The organism is Bernardetia sp. (genome assembly GCF_020630935.1).
Lineage (GTDB): Bacteria > Bacteroidota > Bacteroidia > Cytophagales > Bernardetiaceae > Bernardetia.
On record NZ_JAHDIG010000074.1, the window covers coordinates 1 to 20,486 of the forward strand.

Genomic DNA, 20,486 nt, shown 5'->3' on the forward strand with positions numbered 1-20,486 from the left:
ATGAAGGCGTATTCTGTATTCATTTTCATCATCTACCAAAACTTCCTGCGTGTGGTGAAGAGGTTGGGATTTGATATATTTTCCTTGAAATGGGTCAAAACTAAGGATGATGTCTTCTGGTTTTTGTTTGAGTGCCGAAACACCAATACAATGATTGTAAAACTCTTCTGGATTGAACTGTACTTGTTCTGGAGTCATAAAATATGACTCTTCGGAAGGCTCAATGTTCATAATCCTATCCAAGCCAAACGTTCTGACTTCATTGTATTTTCTGACCCAACCAATCAGATACCACATATTTCGGTATTCTTTGAGTAAATACGGATGAATATTGTAGGGTTTTGTATGAGGTTCGTTGTGCTTCTGATAGAAGATTTTAATGACGTTTTGCTCTGAAATATGATAGATGAGTTCTTTGAGTTGGTGTGTTCCCTTTCCTTTGTAAATGGACTGTTCTACTTGAATAATTCGCTGTACATTTTTCTGAACTTCGGATGTTTTGGCAATTTCCATTCCGTCCAATACTTTATCTACTGCCCCAGAAAATTCATTGAAAATAGGCAGTTCTCTAAATTCTCCCAAAAGTGATTCTACAAAAGCCATAGCAAGTTGCTCATCGTCGGAAAGATTGACAGACAAAAATTTGTATTTGGGGTCATCGTAAGAGTAGCCTTTCATTTTTTTGCTGTACTTGATAGGCGCATCAAATTCGTCTCGCATAGCAGCTAAATCTTTTTCAATCGTGGAAGCCGAAGAAACTCCAAAACGCTCTTGGCACGCCTCCAAAAGTTCGTCTTTGGTAGGAAAAGGCTTGAATTTGCTACGCAACATTTGGTCGATGAGCAAATAACGGAAAAAAGCAAGTTTGGTAGCTGCCATGAATCAATTACGAATTATTTAATTACGAAATACTATTCCACGAAGTTAATTACGAATGGTTTTTGTCTAACAGACAATTTTTAATTCGTGAATATTTTTTTGTTTTATCTTCTAACAAAAAAAGCATTTTAAAGTCAGTTTGCCAAAAAAATTATCGTTTTTAACTATACATTCTTTTACGTATCTCAATAAGAGCATTTTCTAAGTTTTCAATATTTGGAGTTTCTGGTAGAGTAGATTTTTGATAGGCTTTTTCTAACTGTTCTATTTTTTGGTCAGCTTTTTTGATGAGTTCTTCATAAGTAAAAAATCCACTTCTGATTTTTAGTAATTCTTCTCTATTTGGACGTTTGACAATAACTTTTTGCTGCTCCAAAATCTCAATCGCCATATCCAACAATCTAAAAGTGTGCATCATATTTTTGGCATCATAATTTTTTCCGTGTTCTAGCGTATTTTCATAGCGAGCATCATTTCGTTTTTCTACCCATTCCCAATACTGTTTGTATTCTTTGCAATGCGCTGCATAACCTTCTTTGTTGAAATATAAATACGCTACTGGCTTTGCTTCTTTTGCAATATTACTACTCAAACTAACTTCATTAGAGTCTTCATTTTTCAAAATTCCTTTATAAAAAAAGCTGTTATCTTCATTCGGATTATGATAAAAAAGCAAATAGGTATTTTTGATATGATTGATAGAAGAAAGTCCACAATTTTCTTGCTTATAATTCTTTGATAAAAGCCACTCTGTAAGTGGAATACTGACTTTTTGCTTTTCTGTATCGTCTAAAATATAACAGAAATCTAACACTGTTTTTCGCTCTTTTGGCATTGGATTAAAAATTTTCTTTTTGAGTCCTTTTGCTTTTCGAATTTGTGTAAGAGCGTAGCCAGCAAAGGTATCTCTACATAATTTGGATAAAATATCTTCCGATTTAATCAAATTCAAAACAGGATTTTTATAAAAAAAATCTTGTGTATGAAAAATTTCAATTGCAGACGGGTTGTTTTTAGCCAAAAGTTCTATAAAACGTTTTATCTCATAAAAAACAATATCATTTTTTTCATCACTTACCTGTGGGGTATATTCCAAACCATAAAACTTCTCTTTTGGAAGAATAAAAATTCCTTTGATGTCTGTGTCCGAAGTAGGCAAGTCTGTTCCATAGGCTTTGCTACCAGCTAAGGCTTCTAAAAGAATTAGGTTTTGCTCTTTGAGTGTTTTTAGATTCATTATAGTTAAGAGGGTTTTTCATTTTGTTTTTTTAGGTAATTCTGATATTGTGCTTCATTTATAACTCCATCTTTTAGCAAAAACTCTATATCAACTTTCATTTTGCTTCTTTCAATTAAATCTATGCCAAGGGAAGCAAACCAATCAATTATCCCTTTTTTATCTAAAATCAACATATCAGAATTCCAATGTTTACATCTTAAATGGCAAGGAAAGAAATATTCTATTTCCAATATCTGGGATTGTCCTTGAAAAAAAAACAAAGAATATTCGCCTCTACTCATCCAATACCCATTTATACTTTTGAGATTGTCAAATATCTTTTCAAGTTCTGTTATAGCCTTTTTATCTTCAAGAGCTAAAATAATTTCATTTTTTCCATTCAAAGAATCTATAATTTCAATCTTGGTTGATATTTCTATTATATCGATTACTTGACTATGATTCATTGTAGTTTATTAAGTTTAGAAAGAACATTACTCATTCTAAAGAATGAACTACATGCATACAATGAAGGCACTACTTTTGCGTTTTGGGTATAAACCAGTTATTAAAAATTATCCTTCAAATGCTATCCTCTATGAAAGTCTTGTTTTATAAATATAGTTCAAAATATACGTTTTCGTTACTCTTTCTAATCTATTTTACTCCTTTTTCATTAGTTTTTGCTCAAAAAAATGATAGAGGTAGAGGCTTGTTATTAGATGCAGAAGAAAAAGCCAGCCAAGAAATTCCATTAAAATCGCAACAGACAGAAGAAAGTTATAGAGGCTTGCCTTCTGCTGTGTCTCTCAAACAATATTGCCCCACCCCTGGAGACCAAGGAACGTATGGAACGTGTGTTGGTTGGACGACAGCCTACGCAGCACGTACTATTTTAGAAGCTCGCCAGCTAGACTTGCGCTCACAAGCTGAAATAGATGCACTTATTTTCTCCCCTGGTTTTATTTATAAATTGGTAAAAGAAGAAGAAGACCAAGACTGTACGTATGGCGCAATTATGACAGATGCCCTTAAAAAAATGCAGGTTCATGGCGTAGCCAAACGAAGCAGCTTTCCAGAGCAATGTGTGGAGTATGTTCCTGAAAGAATTTATAAAGAAGCCGAAGACTACAAATTAAAAGATTATGTACGCCTTTGGAATATTGGTTTTACACAAGAAGAACGCATTTTGGCACTCAAAAAAAGTCTAACAGAAGGAAATCCTGTTGTTATTGGAATGGAAGCTCCTCCTTCTATTTATGATGCAAAAGAATTTTGGAGACCTTCTGAAAAACCAAGTCAAGGTTGGGGAGGACATGCCATTTGTGTTGTCGGTTTTGATGATAAAAAAGGAGAGAAAGGAGCATTTGAAATAATGAACAGTTGGGGAACAGGTTGGGCAAATGGTGGTTTTACGTGGATAGAGTACGATACTTTTACTGATTTTGTGCGTTTTGCTTATGAACTTGTTCCTTATTACAAACCGAAAAAAGAGCGTCCTTTATTAGCTGGAGGTTTACGTTTTGAGCTTGCCAACGGCAATAAAATTGAGTTGAAAAAAAATGGTGTTGCTACTTACAAAACGCCTCAACCTTTTAGTGGAGGTACAAATTTCCGTCTTTACCTCTCTAATTTTGAGCCTGCTTATGTCTATGCTTTTGCTACTGACAAAACTAAAAATATTCAAGTTGTCTTTCCTCATAAAGCCTACATTAGCCCGTATTTGCCTTATCATAATGGAGAAATTGCCTTTCCAGATGAAAAGCATTTTCTTACAATGGATAATGTAGCAGGAACAGATGAGTTTTGTGTTATTTATTCTCGCTATCCTTTAAATATCAATCAAATTTATGAACAGCTAGGAAAAAGACGAGGCTCTATAAAAGAAAGCCTAACACAAGTATTGGGTAATAAATTAATCAGTTCAAATAATATTACTTATTTTCCAAATGAAGTAAAATTTTCTACCAGTTCTTTAAGAGGAACAGTTGCTTTTTATGTAGTAGAATTGGAACATAAGTAACTAGACTTACGCAGATTAGTGTCCTGTGCACCACAGGACACGGTTTCAAATTTTACAAACCCTGCTCACACAGAGCAGCATGTTGCGTAATTAAATCACTTTTTAAAGCAAAATAACTTGAAATTGGCACTTACTATGATTTTTTGATGTGTAATCATAATAAAAAAACTCTAAAAACATTTATTGCGTATAATACATAAACAGTTTGTTTTATCTGATACAAACAACATCAACAAAGCCCTTATACTTTTGAAAGCATTTTTTCACACTATTTTCTAACCTTTTTTGATGAAACTTATCTATGAGAATAAAAAAGAAAAAGGAAACATGCTCTATCAAATCTATGTAGATGTTGAGCAGGAATACTTTTATATAAAAGCAGGTGGAGATATTGACCAAGATTTTCATACAATTACCAACCTTATGCTTTTAGAAGAAGTAGAAAAGTATAAATACAGCCGTTTTATATTTGATTTGAGCAAACAACAATCTACAACTGCTCAAAGTAGAATTTGGTTTGTATCTTATGTAGTTCCTAAAGGTTACGCCATTTTAAAGAATAAAGATATATACGCAGCAGCAATAAGTTCTTTTAATCCTATTGAAACTGCGTTTACTCATATTATTATGCGTTCTATTAATAGCTTTAATTCACAAATTAATATTAGACTTTTTGACCTTGACTCTGTACAAACAGCTAAAAAATGGATTCTGCAAGGCAAAGAAAAGCTAGTAATTAAATAGAATTTACTCTAACTCTTCCCACCAATTTTTAAAAGACTGATTTAGATTCTGAATTTCTACTTTTTCGCCAATTATTGGCGTAACCAATGAAAAAGGGTTTTCTAAGTCTTGATTGAGTGATGAGACTTTTGTCAGAGGTTCATCCCAAGCATGATTAGCAAGAGCAAATTTGGATGAATGAACTGGAAAAAGACGCTTTGCATTCAAATCTTGTGCAGCCTTCAATACTTCTTCTGGCATCATGTGTATGTATTTCCAGCTTCTATCATACTGTCCATTTTCTAAAATAACTAAATCAAAAGTCCCAAACTTATCGCCTATTTCTTTAAAATGCGTATCGTAACCACTATCTCCACCAATATAGATTTGTGTGTTTGGTGTTTTCAAAACATAGGAAGTCCAAAGTGAAGGATTACGCTTAAAACCACGTCCAGAAAAATGACGAGTAGGTGTAAAATGAATCTCAAAACCTTCTTCTAACTCTACTTTCGTATTCCAATCTTCCTCATGAATTTTATCTATATCAAATCCCCAATGCTCAAAGTGAGCTCCTGCACCTAGCCCACAAAAAATATTTTTGATTTTTGGTTTGAGATTCAAAATAGTTTCATAATCCAAATGATCCCAATGGTCGTGAGAAATAAAAAGATAGTCTATTTCTGGAATCTCGTCTGTCGTATAAACATCTGTCCCATCAAAGGCTTTTACAGCAAACGAAAATGGCGAAGCTGCTCCACTAAAAACAGGGTCGACAAGAATAGTCTTACCATCCAATTGCATAAAATAAGACGAATGTCCAAACCATACCAAAACATTTTCACTTTTATCTAAACTAAATAAGTCAATTTTGGTAGAAGGAATTTTATCTGCTGGCGAATTGCGTTTTTTATCTCCAAAGAAAAACTCCTTCATCATAGCAGGATAACTTGCATCTTCGCTTAAGGCTGGCGTATGATGAATATTTTGAAATGCTCCGTCTTTATAATTAGGAGATTTTTTAATGCGTTCCAAACGTTCTCCTTTTGGAAGTTTGCCGAATTTGTCTTGTCTTAAAATAAGGTTGGTAGCTAGTCCGAGCATAATAATTAGAGCTAAAGAAACATAGAAAGTTCTTTTCAAAACTTTCATCAATTTATTTTTAAGTGATTTTTTAGTCATTATAAAAGTCTTTTTGATGGGTATATACGATATAAAATTACTTTAGTTACAATTAAAATGAAAATTTTATCATTAAAAAAATAAAAACTACCTAGTCTAATACATTTAACTGGTAGCTCGTGCTTCTTCCTCCAGCTTTTTGTCTTTTGAGGATATTTTTTTCTAACAAATCATTTATATCACGCAATGCTGTATCAGATGAACATTTAGTCATTTTTGCCCATTTAGAAGTCGTTAGCTTTCCATAGAAATTGTCTAATAGTTTATTCAACATAAGTTTTTGTCTCTCGTTAAAGTTGGTTTGTGCGTGTTGTGTCCAAAAACGATATTTTTTTAATACTTTCTTTATTATTTCATCAGAATTTTGTAGTGCATTCAACAAACAATTTAAGAACCACTCTAGCCAGTTCGTAATATCTACTGTTCCTTTTTGTGTTTGCTCCAAAACAGCATAATATTCTTTTCTTTCTACTCTTATTTGGGCAGACATACTATAAAATCTATGATTTGTTTCATCTGCTCTTGCTAAAAACATATCAGCAATGGCACGAGCGATTCGTCCGTTCCCATCTTCAAAGGGATGAATAGTCAGAAACCAAAAATGAGCAATGGCAGCCTTCAAAATAGGGTCAATTTCTATTTTTTCATCATTGAGCCATGCTAGAAATGAATTGATTTCTCGTTCTAAATCAGTTGCAACAAGAGCTTCGTAGTGTACTTTCTCTTTTCCCAATACTCCAGAAACCACTTGCATTCTACCCTTAGTATCTTTTATAAAACTGCCTACTTCTATTTTTTGCATACCACTTCTTCCTGTGGGAAACAAAGAAGCATGCCAAGCAAACAAGCGTTCTTTTGTCAGAGTATCTCTAAAGTTTTGTGTAGCATCTAATATCATTTCTACTACACCTTCTACATCTCTTTCTACATAAACACCATCTTGTATCTCAACTCCTAAATTTTTGGCTACAGAAGAACGTATTTGCTGAATATCTAAGTTTTTGCCCTCTATTTCAGTTGATTTTAATATGTCTAAAACTGTTGTTTCTAATGTAGCCTCTTTTTGTAAATCAAAACCTAGAAGTTCCATTTTTCCTATCACTTTACCTTGCAAGTGTCTGACTTGTCCCAAGATGAAAATAATTTTATCATCTGCCCAAGTAAAGTTTGGATAATCAGTCTGTTGATAAATATACATGACAAAGCTAATATTGAGTTAAAACATACTATTCCCTGCAAATTATGCAGCAAATATACATCTTATTCTCCTTACTCTATAATAAGCCTTAATTATTTACAAGGAGCTGGACATTTTTTAATAATTTCTCTTGCACTCGCTGTATCTCCTTTCAAAAGATAGTTGTTATACATCTGTTGGTAGGTTTCGGGCAGATGTGGAATTACGTTTTGCATTTTTTGATAATAAAAAATGGCACTATCATATTTTTTTTCATTTTGATAAAGCATAGCTACTTGCTTCAATAGAGCAATGCTGTACGGCATTTGCTTTAAACCTTTCAAGTAGTCTTCTTTAGCAACTTTTTGTTTTTTTAAATTCAGACTTGCATATCCTTTATGCATATATACAGAATTTATAAAATAATCTGAAGGAACAAAGTATTTGTTTATTTGGTCAGCGACAGGCAAAACAGCATTAAAATTCTGACTTTGGTTATAAGAGAGTAGTTGTATTGTTTTTTCTTTGTCATTGCTCTGTACAAAAGAAATATACACGCAAATCCCCAAAACGAACAGAGAAAGATAAGCTACATAATTAGGAATAATATCAGCAGTAGATTTGACTATTTTAGGTGTTTCATCATCTTTCTGAATAGCTTGTTGGGTTGCTGTTTTATGCTTTATTTTATTTTTCTTCTTTTGATTGGGCTGCTTTGTAATTACTTTTTCTTCTACTTTTATATTCTCTTTGTCATTTACTATTTTTTCAAAATTACTATTTTTAGTAAGTAATTTTTTATCATTTACTAAAATTACTCCCATACTGACTGTCAAGATAAGACTGTGTGCTATGCGCTCTTTTGGAAAAGAAAACATAGAATCTATCAAGAAAGCAAATACAACCAGTACTAAAATATTTTTATTTTTTATTCCTACATACACCATATATCCCATCATCAAAAGATAGATAAACAGCGTAATTATTCCACTTTCAGCAGCAATCCACAAAAAATCATTATGAGGACGTTGTACATTTAATTCATTTTTTTCGCTTCTAAGTCCTTCCAAACTATATTTTGGAATTTGGTATTTCCAGTTTTGAAAGCCCACTCCTAAAATAGGGTTTTCTTTTATCATTGAGAGTGTTTTTTCCCACATTAAGAGGCGTTCGGCTTGGCTATCTGTCTTAGTAAGGTCTCTCCAACTTTGTTCTTTAGGATTTGAACCAAAATTATCTGGATTGAGAATTGAATATTTGTAATACGTAATACTCCCTATACTTCCCAAGACTATAATTACTACTGCGACGTAGAGAAAACGAAGATGAAGTAAAAAATAAAGTACATAAAAAAGTCCAATAAAAGCCGTCGCTGCATATGCACTACGAGTTTGAGAAAGATAAATTCCAAGCAGAATACTACTTAACCCTACCAAATTGAAGATAATATTGATAAAATTGTTTTCCTGTTGCTCCTCATTCTCAATAGTGTTTTTCAAAACAAAGAGCATAAAAGGCAAACCCAACACTAAAGCAGAACCAAAAAGATTACGATTCATCAGAAAACCACACGGAGATGCTCCTTCTGCACAATTTTCTAATATTTCCATAGATTGCAAAACTCCTACTCCTGCCAAGACCACTGTTTGCAGAGCTACAATTTTGGTAAGTAGATGTATATTTTTTTTCTCTTGCTGAATAAAATGAACAGAAAAAATAATAGAAAAAAAACAGTTGATAAGTCTTATAATTTCTGAAACTCCTTCTAGCTGAAAAGGGGAATATAAAAAATGCACTACCAAATAACTTAAAATAGCAAGTGCCAAATACCCTAAAAAAGAAAGCACACCTATTTTTTTAAATACAGACACAGAAATTTCTTTCCAACCAAGAGCTACTATTAAAAAATTGAAAATACTCCATACCACAGTTCTGAAAAGAACAGGGTCTAATTGCCCTACTTGTGTATTTCTGATAAATAAAAAAGGAAGTAATGAAATACTTGCCAGCCAAAGCCATTTATAAGGATTCATTATAACAAGAGAAAGTAAAAATAATTCGTTTAATTTCTCAAAAGTATTAATTTTTTGATAGATAAATAAACCATACAGCCTACTACAAACAAAAAAGACATTCACTTAAATAGTAAATGTCTTTTTCTCTTATTTTTTATGATGATGATTTAATTAGCATCATTTGGTTTTTCTACACGTACTTGAAAAGTATTAGAAATGTCACCATTTCCAAGAACTAATCTAGTTTGTAAATCTACAAAGTTATTTTCCCCAAAACGAATAGGAAAAGTATAAAAAATACGTTTGTTGTCTTGACTTATCTCTATTGGTGTTAATAGAACAGGCTCAAGACGCTCACGGCTACTAAAAATGGCTTCTACTTCTACTTGCAGAGATGAAGGACTAATCCTTTCATAGGGGTCTTCCACATAAACTTCTACTGTAAAGAGCGTTCCATTGTCTCCTCCAGCTATAGGAATAGTATTGAGTTCATCAAATTGAGGCGTATTATTTCCAATAATTTCTGGAGGTGCAACGCCAAAACCTTTTACATTAAAACTAAATACAGGAAAGGCTGGGTCGTTGGTAGAAAAGCTAATTTTTCCTATTGATTCTCCTCCCAAGGTTGGAGCATACGTAACTGAAAAAGGCAACGATTGTGTCGGATATAATATACTTGAATCTTTCTGTACTGTTACAATAAAATCTGGACTATCACTTGTTATTTCGCTATAACGCAAAATCTGATTTTTGGAATGTGTAAGCATAAAGTTTTTAGTAACCGAATCTTTTAAAACCCTGTGCGTTCCATATTCTATTACTGTACTTTGGTCTTGAATGTTTGTATTACCTTGTCGCACTACTACAGAATTTGGGGGTACAGTCTCTAAATCTAGTGTTTGACAAGAAGCAAACGCCAATAAAATCACATATATATATACTAGCTTTTGTATGTTTTTCATAAAATTGATTTGAAATAATTCATTATGAGGCTTTATATCAGATAACTGACAAAGTTCTGATATTCTACTGATAAGACAAAAACTAAAAGGCAAAAAATAAGCCTATGTGTTTTTAATCTATTATTTTCTATCAAATGTTTATTCAAAATCTTTTGTCAAATCCTATTAGAAATTATAGCTAAACCCCATCAGACCATAATTGATAAGCGTAAAATTATATACTTCATCGTTTTCTGCACCACCTTCCAAAATACGATAACCAAAACGAAGATTGAGATTTTCTTTCAATCTATAGAAACCTGCCAATTCAAAATCAAAAGCACGCCCTTGTGGAGAAGCTAGTCCATCTCCTTCCAAAATAAAACCTACCTTTTCATTAGCATTTACAGAAGCATACAGGTTGATAAGAGGAACAAACCCAACATTTGTTTTCTTTGAAGAAATACCGTTTTGTTCTACTTCTATATACGCATCACGAATTTTTCCTGTCAGACCTGCACCCAAACGTACCCTATCTGTTACAACAAAATCATAACGATAGGTCAAGCGATAAGAATTAAACTGGTAGTTTACATCTGTTTCTGTAAAGGGTAAAAAATTCTGTTTAAAAAAACGTGTAGGCTGCTCAAAGTTTCCATTATAAGATACTCTCAAAGGAGCAAAAAGACCAAAAACATTGTGGCGATTTTTGAAACGATACCCCAAACGAAGACGATAGGCAAATGAGGCTTGATTATCAAAATTACCATTTCCTTCTTCTACTACATTGAAGCGAGTGCCTTCTGTACCCGAAACTTGAATTTTATTGTAGCCTGTTTTTAGAATATTAAATTCAGCATCTGCCATAAACTGTGCTGATACAGAAAAAGAAACAGTAAGAAGAAAACACAAAATCAAACTAAAGCGAATAATAGTATTCATAAAAAATTAAAGTTTAAAAAGTTGAAATCAAAAAATAGTTTTTTAGTTAAAAAAAATCTATATATACAACTCCTAGAAAATACATTTGTTTGCTTCCCTAATTGAGCTTACCCAAACCAAAACTTTAACTTTTACTGTATTTTATTATTTTAGTGTTCTCAAAAAACATAATTGAAAATTTAGAAAAATGAAAATCATCACCTACAACGTAAATGGAATTAGAGCAGCCCTACGAAAAGATTTTTGGAAATGGCTAAAAGAGACAGATGCAGATATTGTCTGTTTACAAGAAATCAAAATTGAAGAAAAGCTAGTAGATAAAGCACTCTTCGAATCTCTAGGCTATGATTCGTACTGGTTTTCAGCGCAAAAAAAAGGATATAGTGGAACAGCGATTCTTACTAAAATAAAACCTACTTCAGTCATACAAGGTTCAAATATGCAACAGTCTGACGAGGAAGGAAGAGTTTTGAGAGCCGACTTTGAAATAAATGGAACAAATTTTTCTGTAATCAATGTATATATTCCATCTGGCTCTTCTGGCGATAAACGTCAAGAATACAAATACCAGTGGTTAGAGGAATTTGATACATATTTAGAAAATGTTCGTGCAGAACAAGAAAATGTGATAGTATGTGGCGATTACAATATTTGTCATAAGGAAATTGATATTCATAATCCAAAAACAAATAAAAACTCTTCGGGATTTTTACCTGAAGAAAGAAAATGGTTAGACGATTTTGAAGAAAAAGGAATGATTGATGCGTTTAGAAACTTCAACAAAGCACCTCACAATTATTCTTGGTGGACGTACCGAAATAATTGTAGAGCAAAAAATTTAGGCTGGCGTATAGATTATCATTTTATTTCAGAACCCTTTTCAAAGTATATGACAGATTGTCAAATCCTTTCAGAAGCTGTCCATTCAGACCATTGTCCTGTCTTATTATCCTTGTCTTTGTAGTATTATTTATTTTGTTAGGCTATATAAATGACGGTTATACGAATTAGTTTGACAATACAAGACAAAAATCACTATATTTACATAAATAACTATGCATATTTTTTGATTTGCTAAATTATTTACACAAATTGTTTTTGTAAAAGTTTAATATATTTCTATTCTCTCAAGAGAGTTGAATATTTTTGCTCTAAAAAATATGATTAAGCTGTAACACCTATTTAAAATTCAACCCTACTTATAAATAATTATTCTTTTGAGTTTTTTCCATCTTCAACGTTATTTAAGGCACATTCGTATGAAGCAAATACCTACCAAACTTTATTCTTTACTCTTAATTCTAGCCCTATTTTCTAGTGTATCGCTCACTTCTTGTACTAACTCTGGCTCTTCAGAAGCTGGAAATGTGAGAGAAGCAAAGGGAGGTAGATTCTATGGAGGAGTTTTTAATGTAAACGAAACAGAGTATTTCAGAACCTTATTCCCACTAAATATTGTTGATGTTTATTCTTACCGAATTGCTTCACAAGTTTATGAAGGACTTTTCAAATTAGACCCAAAAACATTACGAGTAACTAATAGTCTAGCAGAAAGCTATGAACTTAGCGACGACCGTAAAACCTATACTATTCGCTTGAAAAAAGGCGTTTTCTTTCACAATGATGCAGCCTTTCCAGATGGCAAAGGAAGAGAATTTGTAGCAGAAGATGTAAAATATTGCCTTACAAGACTCGCTACACAAAGCCGAGACAATCAAGGTTTTCATGTTATTGGTGGCGTTATAAAAGGAGCAGTTGCCTACTATGATGCTACTGCTAGTGGGGCAACACCTTCACAAGAAATAGAAGGAATAAAGATTATTGATAAGCATACGATTGAAATTACTCTTGAAAAGCCAAATGCTTTATTTCTCAACTATTTAGCTCGCCCAGAAACTTATATTTTCCCAAAAGAAGCCTATGAAAAATATGGAGTAGATATGGGAGGAAAGGCTATCGGAACAGGAGCTTTTTTATTAGATGATATAGAAGAAGATATTTCAGTAATTCTGAAAAGAAATGATAATTATCATGGAATAGATGAAGCTGGAAACCGTTTGCCTTACCTTGATGCTGTTAAAGTTTATTTTATTAAAGATAAGAAAACAGAGCTTTTTGAGTTTCGTAAAAATAAGTTAGATATGGTCTATCGTCTGCCAACAGATTATATCATCGATATCATAGACGAATATCAGCGTGCTGATGGGTCTTTACCTTTCGAATTAGAACACGAGCCAGAGATGCAAACTCAGATTCTGACATTTATGACAGATGATGAAATATTCAAAAATGTAGATATACGAAAAGCCTTTTCTTTTGCTATCAATAAAGACGAAATCTTTGAATATGTTTTGGGAGGCGAAGCGTACGAAGCTGGACACCACGGAATAACCCCACCATCTTTCAAAGACAAAGGTTATCCAGACGATATTTATGGCTATGAATACAATCCCGATTCTGCTCGTTATTATTTCAATAAGGCAGGATACAGAAGTGCTACTGATTTTCCTAAAATCACGTTAGAACTCAATGCAGAAGGCGACAGAAATACGAATGTAGCTGTAGAAATCAAAAAAGACTTAAAAGATGTTTTGGGAGTTGAGGTAGAGCTTAACATTGTTCCGATGGCACAATCTACTGACAAAATGATGACAGGAAACTTCCAACTTATCAAACTCTCTTGGATTGCAGATTTTCCTAGCCCAGAGGCATTTATTCGTATGTTCTATGGAAAAGATGTTCCTAGTACGGTCGGTACGGTTTCTTATCCGAATTTGTCTCGTTATCAGAATCCAGAATTTGATGCTTTGTATGATAAAGCAATGAATGCTGTAAATGAAGAAGAAGCTATCAAGTATTTTGCACAAGCTGAAAATTTAGCGATGAGAGATGCTCCAGTTATTGTTTTGTGGTATGATGAGGGGTATCGTTTGTTACAGCCTTATGTAAAAAACTTTCCTAACAATCCAATGCAGTATAGAGATTTCTCACAAGTATATTTAGAGCCTAAAGCAACAGGAAACCCAAATGATGCACAAGCAAATAAGTAAGAAATAACATTTCATAGTTTTATAAAAAGCCAATTATTAGAATAATAGTTGGCTTTTTTTCTATCAAAACCTCAATAATCTTAACAATGAACATATCAAGAGAGCAAATTCAAGATAAAATAAATGCAGAAAAATTTAAGGCTTTACAGGATTTGAAACAAGTAGAACTAAGGCTTTTTGAGAATTGTAAAACTGATTTTATGAAATGGTTAGAGCTGACAGAGTTTTTGGAAAAGCTAAAAGAAGCTGAACATGAACTTGTGCATGATAGCCAACAAGAAATGATAGATTTAGAATTAAAATCTAATTTTGAACTCTTTGTAGAGAAGATTATAGCGACTAATTTTAAAGATGAATTTCAATCTATCTTTACGGATTATGTGGACGATGAAGTGGAAAAAGCATTAGAAAAATTCTTGGCAAATAAAGGATTAATGGGAGTAATGATACATCTTAGAAATCATATGGACGCTGAGACAAATAAATTAAGGTTTAAGCTTTTTAAAGATTTTGAAGATTGGAATTTTCAAACCAAACCAAACCGTGCTGCAAAAGAGTCAATGAAGCAATCTATGAATTTTTTACAGGTAGTAAAAGAAATAGAATACCTAGCCCAGAAAAGGCTAGATAAAATCACAGAAGAGTTTGTAGAAAGCTTAGACAACAAATCGCTTCAAGAAGCAACCACTTCAATACAACTTTCAGAAACACTGATTCAGTCTGTAATGCAGTTTGTATTCAATGAAATAGAACGCAAACTAAATGTTATGATGGAAGAGTATAAAACAGTTAGTCAGATTTTACAAGAAAATATCAAAAAAAAGATACTAGAAGAAAACTAAATTTTATCTTTTTACTTTATATAGCGTCAAGAATACAACAGAATATTGTATTTTTGTAGATTATCTAATCACGTTTTGCAAATAAAAATGGACACAAATTTTTTCAAAAATCTCAAGGAAAACATAAATTTTAAGGAGGTAAAACACAAAACGCATTACTACCTTACTCGCAATCACTACTCTACCTTGTTTATTCACTTGGTATTAATGGGGCTTTTGGTGGCTATTATCTTGTATGCGTTCTTTTATATGTATTTGCCTAATACAACCAATCATGATGTTACGATTCGTGTGCCTGATTTGAATAAAATGAAGATAGAAGAGGTAGAAAACTTCTTAGAGAAACGTGATTTGCGTTATGAAATTGCTGATACTTCGTATAATCCAGACTATCCACCACTCACGGTATTACAACAAAATCCAACCAACAACTCATTAGTCAAAATTAATAGAAAAATATACTTGACTATCAATTCGGCAACGCCTCCCAAAACACGTATTCCACAAATTATAGATTTTCCTTATACAAGTGCAACTACACAAATTGAGAATGTAAAACTCAAAGTAGGAAAAAAAGAATTTGTAAAAAATAGCGCAAAAAATGTTGTCTTGAAAATAGCTGTAGATGGAACAGAGTATGAAAAAGCAGACTTAGAGAAGGGAGTGTACATACCACAGGGAACACCCATAACACTTTTCATTGCAGAAGGCAATAATAATGATAGTTTCGAATTTGGAAACTATATTGGGCAATATGGGGAAGATGCTAAGTTACTCATAGAAGGAAGTAGATTAGACGTAGAAGTATATTATAAAAAAGTAGAAGGAAAAGAAGTAGGAACAGTTATCTCTCAAAAACCTGCAGCAGGAACAAAAGTTATTGTAGGTCAGAAAGTTCAAATTTGGATAGCTTCGGCTTATGAATAACATTTTTTAAAAATCTGTGTAAAGAATAATTTGTATTGATTTACGTTGATTAGAAGATACATTTCAATTTATTTCAAGACACCTTTTATTATGTCATTATTCCAAAAAGTTGCTTTCCTTGTTTTTTCCCTTTCTGTTCTACTTGTATTGTCCTCTTGTGGAAGTGATAGCCTATACGAAAATCATAAGGAGTTGGAAAATGGTTTTTGGGAAGCCAATAATTTACAATCTTTTGATGTAAGCATAGATGATACCCAAAACCATTCTATTTACTATCATCTGCGTTATACATTAGATTATGATTACTGCAATTCTTATGTACGCTATAAAATATTTTCACCCACAGGCAAACTGCTTACTCAAAAAATGAAGTCAGATACGCTCTTCGACTGTAAGACAGGAAAACCATTGGGAGAAGGCTTTGGAAAAGTATATAATAGAGAGTTTGAATTAGAGCCTAACTTCAATTTTTCAGAAAAGGGCATTTATAAAATAGAGTTAGAACAGATGATGCGTCAAGATTCTCTGGAAGGAATACAGACTGTAGGTTTGAGAATTACAAATTGAATTAATACATTTTTTTTTCGTAATTTTGCAGCATTAAAAATAAGGACTTTCTTGTAATTCATTCTATTACAGTTCTTTAAAAACAAGCGAGAACAAAAGCAGACCTAGAAAACATATTTCTATTCTGCCTATCTGTTTTCGTTTATTTGTTTGCAAAACATTATGAGTACGACCAAATCATCCAAAGACAACACAAAAAACACAGCCTCTCCTTCTCCACGCAAAACAAAATATATTTTCGTTACGGGAGGTGTAGCTTCCTCACTAGGTAAAGGCATCGTTTCAGCTTCACTTGCCAAACTATTGCAGTCCAGAGGCTTTTCCGTTACTATTCAAAAATTTGACCCTTATCTCAACATTGACCCTGGAACTCTCAATCCGTATGAGCACGGCGAGTGTTATGTAACAGACGATGGGGCAGAAACTGACTTAGATTTAGGGCATTATGAGCGTTTTCTAAATGTGAGTACATCGCAAGCAAACAATGTAACGACTGGCAGAATCTATAATACTGTCATCAACAAAGAAAGAAAAGGCGACTTTTTGGGTAAGACTGTTCAAGTAATTCCTCATATTACTGACGAGATAAAACGTAACTTTTATTTTTTAGGCGAAACAGGAAAATACGATATTATTATCACAGAAATTGGAGGTTGTGTGGGCGATATTGAATCACTTCCTTTTGTGGAAGCTGTGCGCCAAGCTCGTTGGGAACTTGGAGAGCAAAACTCACTTGTTATTCATCTTACGTTAGTGCCTTACTTGAGTGCAGCCAAAGAGCTTAAAACCAAACCTACTCAACATTCTGTCAAGATGCTTTCAGAGCAAGGCGTTCAACCAGATGTTTTGGTGTGTCGTACAGAACATTCTTTACCAGATGATATTCGTAGAAAAATATCACAGTTTTGTAATGTAAATATCAAATCTGTTATCGAATCTATTGATGCTGACACTATTTATGATGTTCCACTTCTGATGAGAAAAGAACATTTAGATGATATTGTATTAGAAAAATTAGGACTTCCAACAGATAGCACACCACATTTAGATGAGTGGAAACATTTCTTGGGAAAACTCAAAAACCCAACAGATGAAGTCAGAATTGCACTCGTTGGAAAATATGTAGAACTTCCTGATGCGTATAAGTCTATCGTAGAGTCTTTCATTCATGCAGGAGCAGAGACAGAAACAAAAGTAAAACTACATTGGGTTTCATCAGAAGATTTAGATTCTGATGCAGATGTTCAGAAGCATTTGGAAAATATGGACGGCATTTTGGTTGCCCCTGGGTTTGGAGATAGAGGAATTGAAGGAAAAGTGTTGGCAGTAAAATATGCTAGAGAAAATAAAATTCCATTTTTTGGAATCTGTTTGGGAATGCAAGTCGCTGTGGTAGAGTTTGCAAGAAATGTTTTGAAACTAGAAGGCGCACATTCGGCAGAAATGAACCCAACAACAGAGTTTCCTGTCATTGACTTGATGGAAGAGCAAAAAAATATCACAACAAAAGGAGGTACAATGCGTCTTGGTGCATATCCTTGTCAGCTTAAAAAGAAATCGTTGGCTTCCGAAATTTATGGTGGAAAAGACCTCATACACGAACGTCATCGCCATCGTTACGAGTTTAACAATACTTTTTTAAAGCAATATGAAAAGGCAGGACTTCTTCCAACAGGCATTAATCCAGAATCAAACTTAGTAGAAATTGTAGAGATGAAACAAGACGAACATCCTTATTTTGTAGGTGTTCAGTTTCATCCAGAACTCAAAAGTACGGCTCTTAGTCCTCATCCTTTGTTTGTTGGCTTTATAAAGGCTGCACTAGAAAAGCGTATTGTAGCTCATTCTTTAGAATGAAATGTAGTTCACACTTTAGAGCGAGAAGTAGCTTACTCTTTAGAGCGAGGACAAGAAATACTGAATTTTTCGGACGACTTGACAGTTTTCTGAATTATTCTATACAAAGGATAAAAGTTTGTTCCGTAAAAATTATCCTTTCAAATAAAAGGAACAAAAATTAATTTACTTTAGATATAAATGGATAAAAATCAAACCATCGGACTCGTCTTGATGTCAGCATTGCTAATTGCATATATGTTCTTTTTCAGTCCTAGCCAAGAAGAACAAGCTGCAAAACAGCGTACTGAGCAAATACAAGACAGCATCAGAACAGCACAAGAAACTCTTGCAGCCCAACAAAATGGACAAAATACCGAAACAGGGCAAAACGTAGAATTAGATTCAGCTACCCAAGCAATGATTGCAAATGCAAAGGAAATCATCTTGGAAAATGATAACATCAAAGTGGCTCTATCTTCTTTGGGTGCAGAAATCTTAAATGTAGAACTCAAAAACTATCAAACTTTTGATGGAAAGCCTTTGATTCTCTTAGACGAAAAGAGCAGTCAGATGGAACTCTCTATGCCTACTTCTTCTGGAAGTGTTAGAATAGACAAACTTGGTTTTGCTGTTCAGAATGCTACAAAAGATAAGGTTACTTTCACAACACAAGTAGATGGAAAGCCTTTAGAAATTACTTACTCGCTGCCAAAAGATGGTTTTGAGCTTTTTTATGCTGTCAAAACGGATGCTTCTAGTAATTCTTTACAATTTTCGTGGAAAGATGCTATCAAGCGCACCGACCAAAATATTGAATTAGACAGAAGAGAAACAACAGTAAATTATTACACTACTGACGAAGATTTTGACTATTTAAGCAAAGGAAGCAATGATGCTAAATCAGAGCCACTAGAGCAACCTGTTACTTGGTTTTCGATGAAACAACGCTTTTTCAATGCTGCTCTTATTACAGATAAGCAGTTTGAGGAGTTAGTTATTGGTTCGGATGCTGTCAATGAGCAAGATTCTTCTACTATCAAAACCTTGAAAGTGGAAGCTACTCTACCTATCTCTTCACTCACGACTGATGCAAAAGCACGTTTTTATTTTGGTCCAAACAAACACGACATCAACAAAGCCGTAACAGAAGGTTTCCAAGAAAACACCTACTTAGGTTGGGCTATTTTACAACCAATAAGTTTATATATCATTATTCCATTGTTTAATGTCTTAGAAAAATTCATTGAAAATTACGGAATCTTGATTATAGTAATGGTATTCCTTATCAAGATGGTTTTAGCTCCTCTTACTTACAAATCGTATGTAGCACAAGCTAGAACAAAGGTTTTACAACCAGAAATCAATAAAATCAAAGAGAAATATCCAGACGACCAAGCCAAGCAATCACAAGAAACGATGAAACTCAATAGTGAGTTTGGGGTCAATCCACTAAGTGGATGTTTGCCTATGGTATTACAAATGCCTATTATTTTTGCACTCTTTACCTTCTTCCCTAGTGCAATTCAGCTTAGAAACGAATCTTTCTTGTGGGCAAGTGACCTTTCTACCTATGATTCTATCTTGAATCTACCTTTCAATATTCCTTTCTATGGCGACCACGTAAGTTTGTTTACGCTGATGATGACAGCGTCACAAATTTTGGTAACAAGCGTAAGTACACAACAAACTTCTATGGCAAACTCTCCTATCAATCCGAAAGTGATGATGTACGGAATGCCAATTATGTTTATGTTTGTCTTAAACTCTTTCCCTGCTGGTCTGACGCTTTATTATGTAACTTCAAACTTAGTTACTCTTACACAGACACTCGTAATTCGTAAGTTCTTTGTAGATGAAGACAAAATCAGAAAACAGCTAGAAAAGCGTAGAGAAGAGAAGAAAAAGAGTGGTAAGAAAGGCTCTTCATTTATGCAACGTATGCAAGATGCAATGGCACAAGCACAAGAACAACAAGCTCAAGCCAAAGCTGACGCTGAGACAAAGAAAAAGAAAACCAATCAAAATCCGAATAAGAAGGATAAGTTGAACTAAGAGTTTTTCAAACAAATCACAAAAAAAGCAATAGGTTTTTGAAGTCTATTGCTTTTTTAACGTGAACTCGGGATTAAAAATAAGGTTTTTATTTGTTTAAAACAGATTAGA

17 protein-coding genes are annotated in these 20,486 nt (G+C 33.4%); 9 read left to right on the forward strand and 8 right to left on the reverse strand.

Annotated features, from left to right (window positions below):
* The 3 genes from QZ659_RS17010 to QZ659_RS17020 all read right to left on the reverse strand — a co-directional run.
* On the reverse strand, positions 1–879 hold an 879-nt coding region (locus QZ659_RS17010), incomplete at its 3' end, for a helix-turn-helix transcriptional regulator (protein WP_291727659.1).
* Positions 880–1,039: 160 nt separating this feature from the next.
* The gene (locus tag QZ659_RS17015) at positions 1,040–2,116 is read right to left on the reverse strand and encodes a DNA polymerase beta superfamily protein (protein ID WP_291727661.1); all 1,077 of its coding nucleotides are present in this window, start codon (positions 2,114–2,116) and stop codon (positions 1,040–1,042) included.
* Positions 2,117–2,121: 5 nt separating this feature from the next.
* The gene (locus QZ659_RS17020; protein ID WP_291727663.1) at positions 2,122–2,565 is read right to left on the reverse strand and encodes a hypothetical protein; all 444 of its coding nucleotides are present in this window, start codon (positions 2,563–2,565) and stop codon (positions 2,122–2,124) included.
* A 131-nt stretch (positions 2,566–2,696) separates the two neighbouring features.
* On the opposite strand from QZ659_RS17020, the gene QZ659_RS17025 reads away from it, so the two are divergent.
* Positions 2,697–4,121 (forward strand): C1 family peptidase, encoded by a 1,425-nt coding sequence (locus QZ659_RS17025; RefSeq protein WP_291727665.1) that lies wholly within the window; start codon positions 2,697–2,699, stop codon positions 4,119–4,121.
* Positions 4,122–4,409: 288 nt separating this feature from the next.
* Positions 4,410–4,865 (forward strand): hypothetical protein, encoded by a 456-nt coding sequence (locus QZ659_RS17030; RefSeq protein ID WP_291727667.1) that lies wholly within the window; start codon positions 4,410–4,412, stop codon positions 4,863–4,865.
* Between the two features lie 3 nt (positions 4,866–4,868).
* Here QZ659_RS17030 and QZ659_RS17035 read toward each other — a convergent pair whose 3' ends face one another.
* From QZ659_RS17035 to QZ659_RS17055, 5 genes are all read right to left on the reverse strand, one after another.
* Positions 4,869–5,993, reverse strand: coding sequence for an MBL fold metallo-hydrolase (locus QZ659_RS17035; RefSeq protein ID WP_291727692.1), 1,125 nt, complete (start codon positions 5,991–5,993; stop codon positions 4,869–4,871).
* Between the two features lie 121 nt (positions 5,994–6,114).
* A complete protein-coding gene (locus QZ659_RS17040) occupies positions 6,115–7,221 on the reverse strand; it encodes a Fic family protein (protein ID WP_291727669.1) in 1,107 nt (368 codons plus the stop codon).
* A 92-nt stretch (positions 7,222–7,313) separates the two neighbouring features.
* Entirely contained in the window at positions 7,314–9,233 is a 1,920-nt protein-coding gene (locus tag QZ659_RS17045; protein ID WP_291727671.1) for an O-antigen ligase family protein, read from the reverse strand.
* 149 nt (positions 9,234–9,382) lie between these two features.
* Positions 9,383–10,177 carry a hypothetical protein gene (locus tag QZ659_RS17050; RefSeq protein ID WP_291727673.1) on the reverse strand — a complete coding sequence of 265 codons (795 nt, stop codon included), beginning with the start codon at positions 10,175–10,177 and terminating at the stop codon, positions 9,383–9,385.
* A 165-nt stretch (positions 10,178–10,342) separates the two neighbouring features.
* A complete protein-coding gene (locus QZ659_RS17055; protein WP_291727675.1) occupies positions 10,343–11,098 on the reverse strand; it encodes an outer membrane beta-barrel protein in 756 nt (251 codons plus the stop codon).
* A gap of 187 nt (positions 11,099–11,285) precedes the next feature.
* Here QZ659_RS17055 and QZ659_RS17060 point away from each other — a divergent pair, with 187 nt between their 5' ends.
* From QZ659_RS17060 to yidC, 7 genes are all read left to right on the forward strand, one after another.
* Positions 11,286–12,062 (forward strand): exodeoxyribonuclease III, encoded by a 777-nt coding sequence (locus QZ659_RS17060; protein WP_291727677.1) that lies wholly within the window; start codon positions 11,286–11,288, stop codon positions 12,060–12,062.
* A 295-nt stretch (positions 12,063–12,357) separates the two neighbouring features.
* Entirely contained in the window at positions 12,358–14,148 is a 1,791-nt protein-coding gene (locus QZ659_RS17065; protein ID WP_291727679.1) for an ABC transporter substrate-binding protein, read from the forward strand.
* An 86-nt stretch (positions 14,149–14,234) separates the two neighbouring features.
* Positions 14,235–14,990, forward strand: a complete 756-nt coding sequence (locus QZ659_RS17070; RefSeq protein ID WP_291727681.1) for a hypothetical protein — start codon at positions 14,235–14,237, stop codon at positions 14,988–14,990.
* Positions 14,991–15,077: 87 nt separating this feature from the next.
* Positions 15,078–15,917, forward strand: a complete 840-nt coding sequence (locus tag QZ659_RS17075; RefSeq protein ID WP_291727683.1) for a PASTA domain-containing protein — start codon at positions 15,078–15,080, stop codon at positions 15,915–15,917.
* Positions 15,918–16,007: 90 nt separating this feature from the next.
* Positions 16,008–16,484 (forward strand): gliding motility lipoprotein GldH, encoded by a 477-nt coding sequence (locus QZ659_RS17080; protein ID WP_291727686.1) that lies wholly within the window; start codon positions 16,008–16,010, stop codon positions 16,482–16,484.
* Between the two features lie 162 nt (positions 16,485–16,646).
* Positions 16,647–18,341 (forward strand): CTP synthase, encoded by a 1,695-nt coding sequence (locus QZ659_RS17085; protein WP_291727688.1) that lies wholly within the window; start codon positions 16,647–16,649, stop codon positions 18,339–18,341.
* 180 nt (positions 18,342–18,521) lie between these two features.
* Entirely contained in the window at positions 18,522–20,375 is a 1,854-nt protein-coding gene (gene yidC / locus QZ659_RS17090; protein WP_291727690.1) for a membrane protein insertase YidC, read from the forward strand.
* The last annotated feature ends 111 nt before the right edge of the window (positions 20,376–20,486 follow it).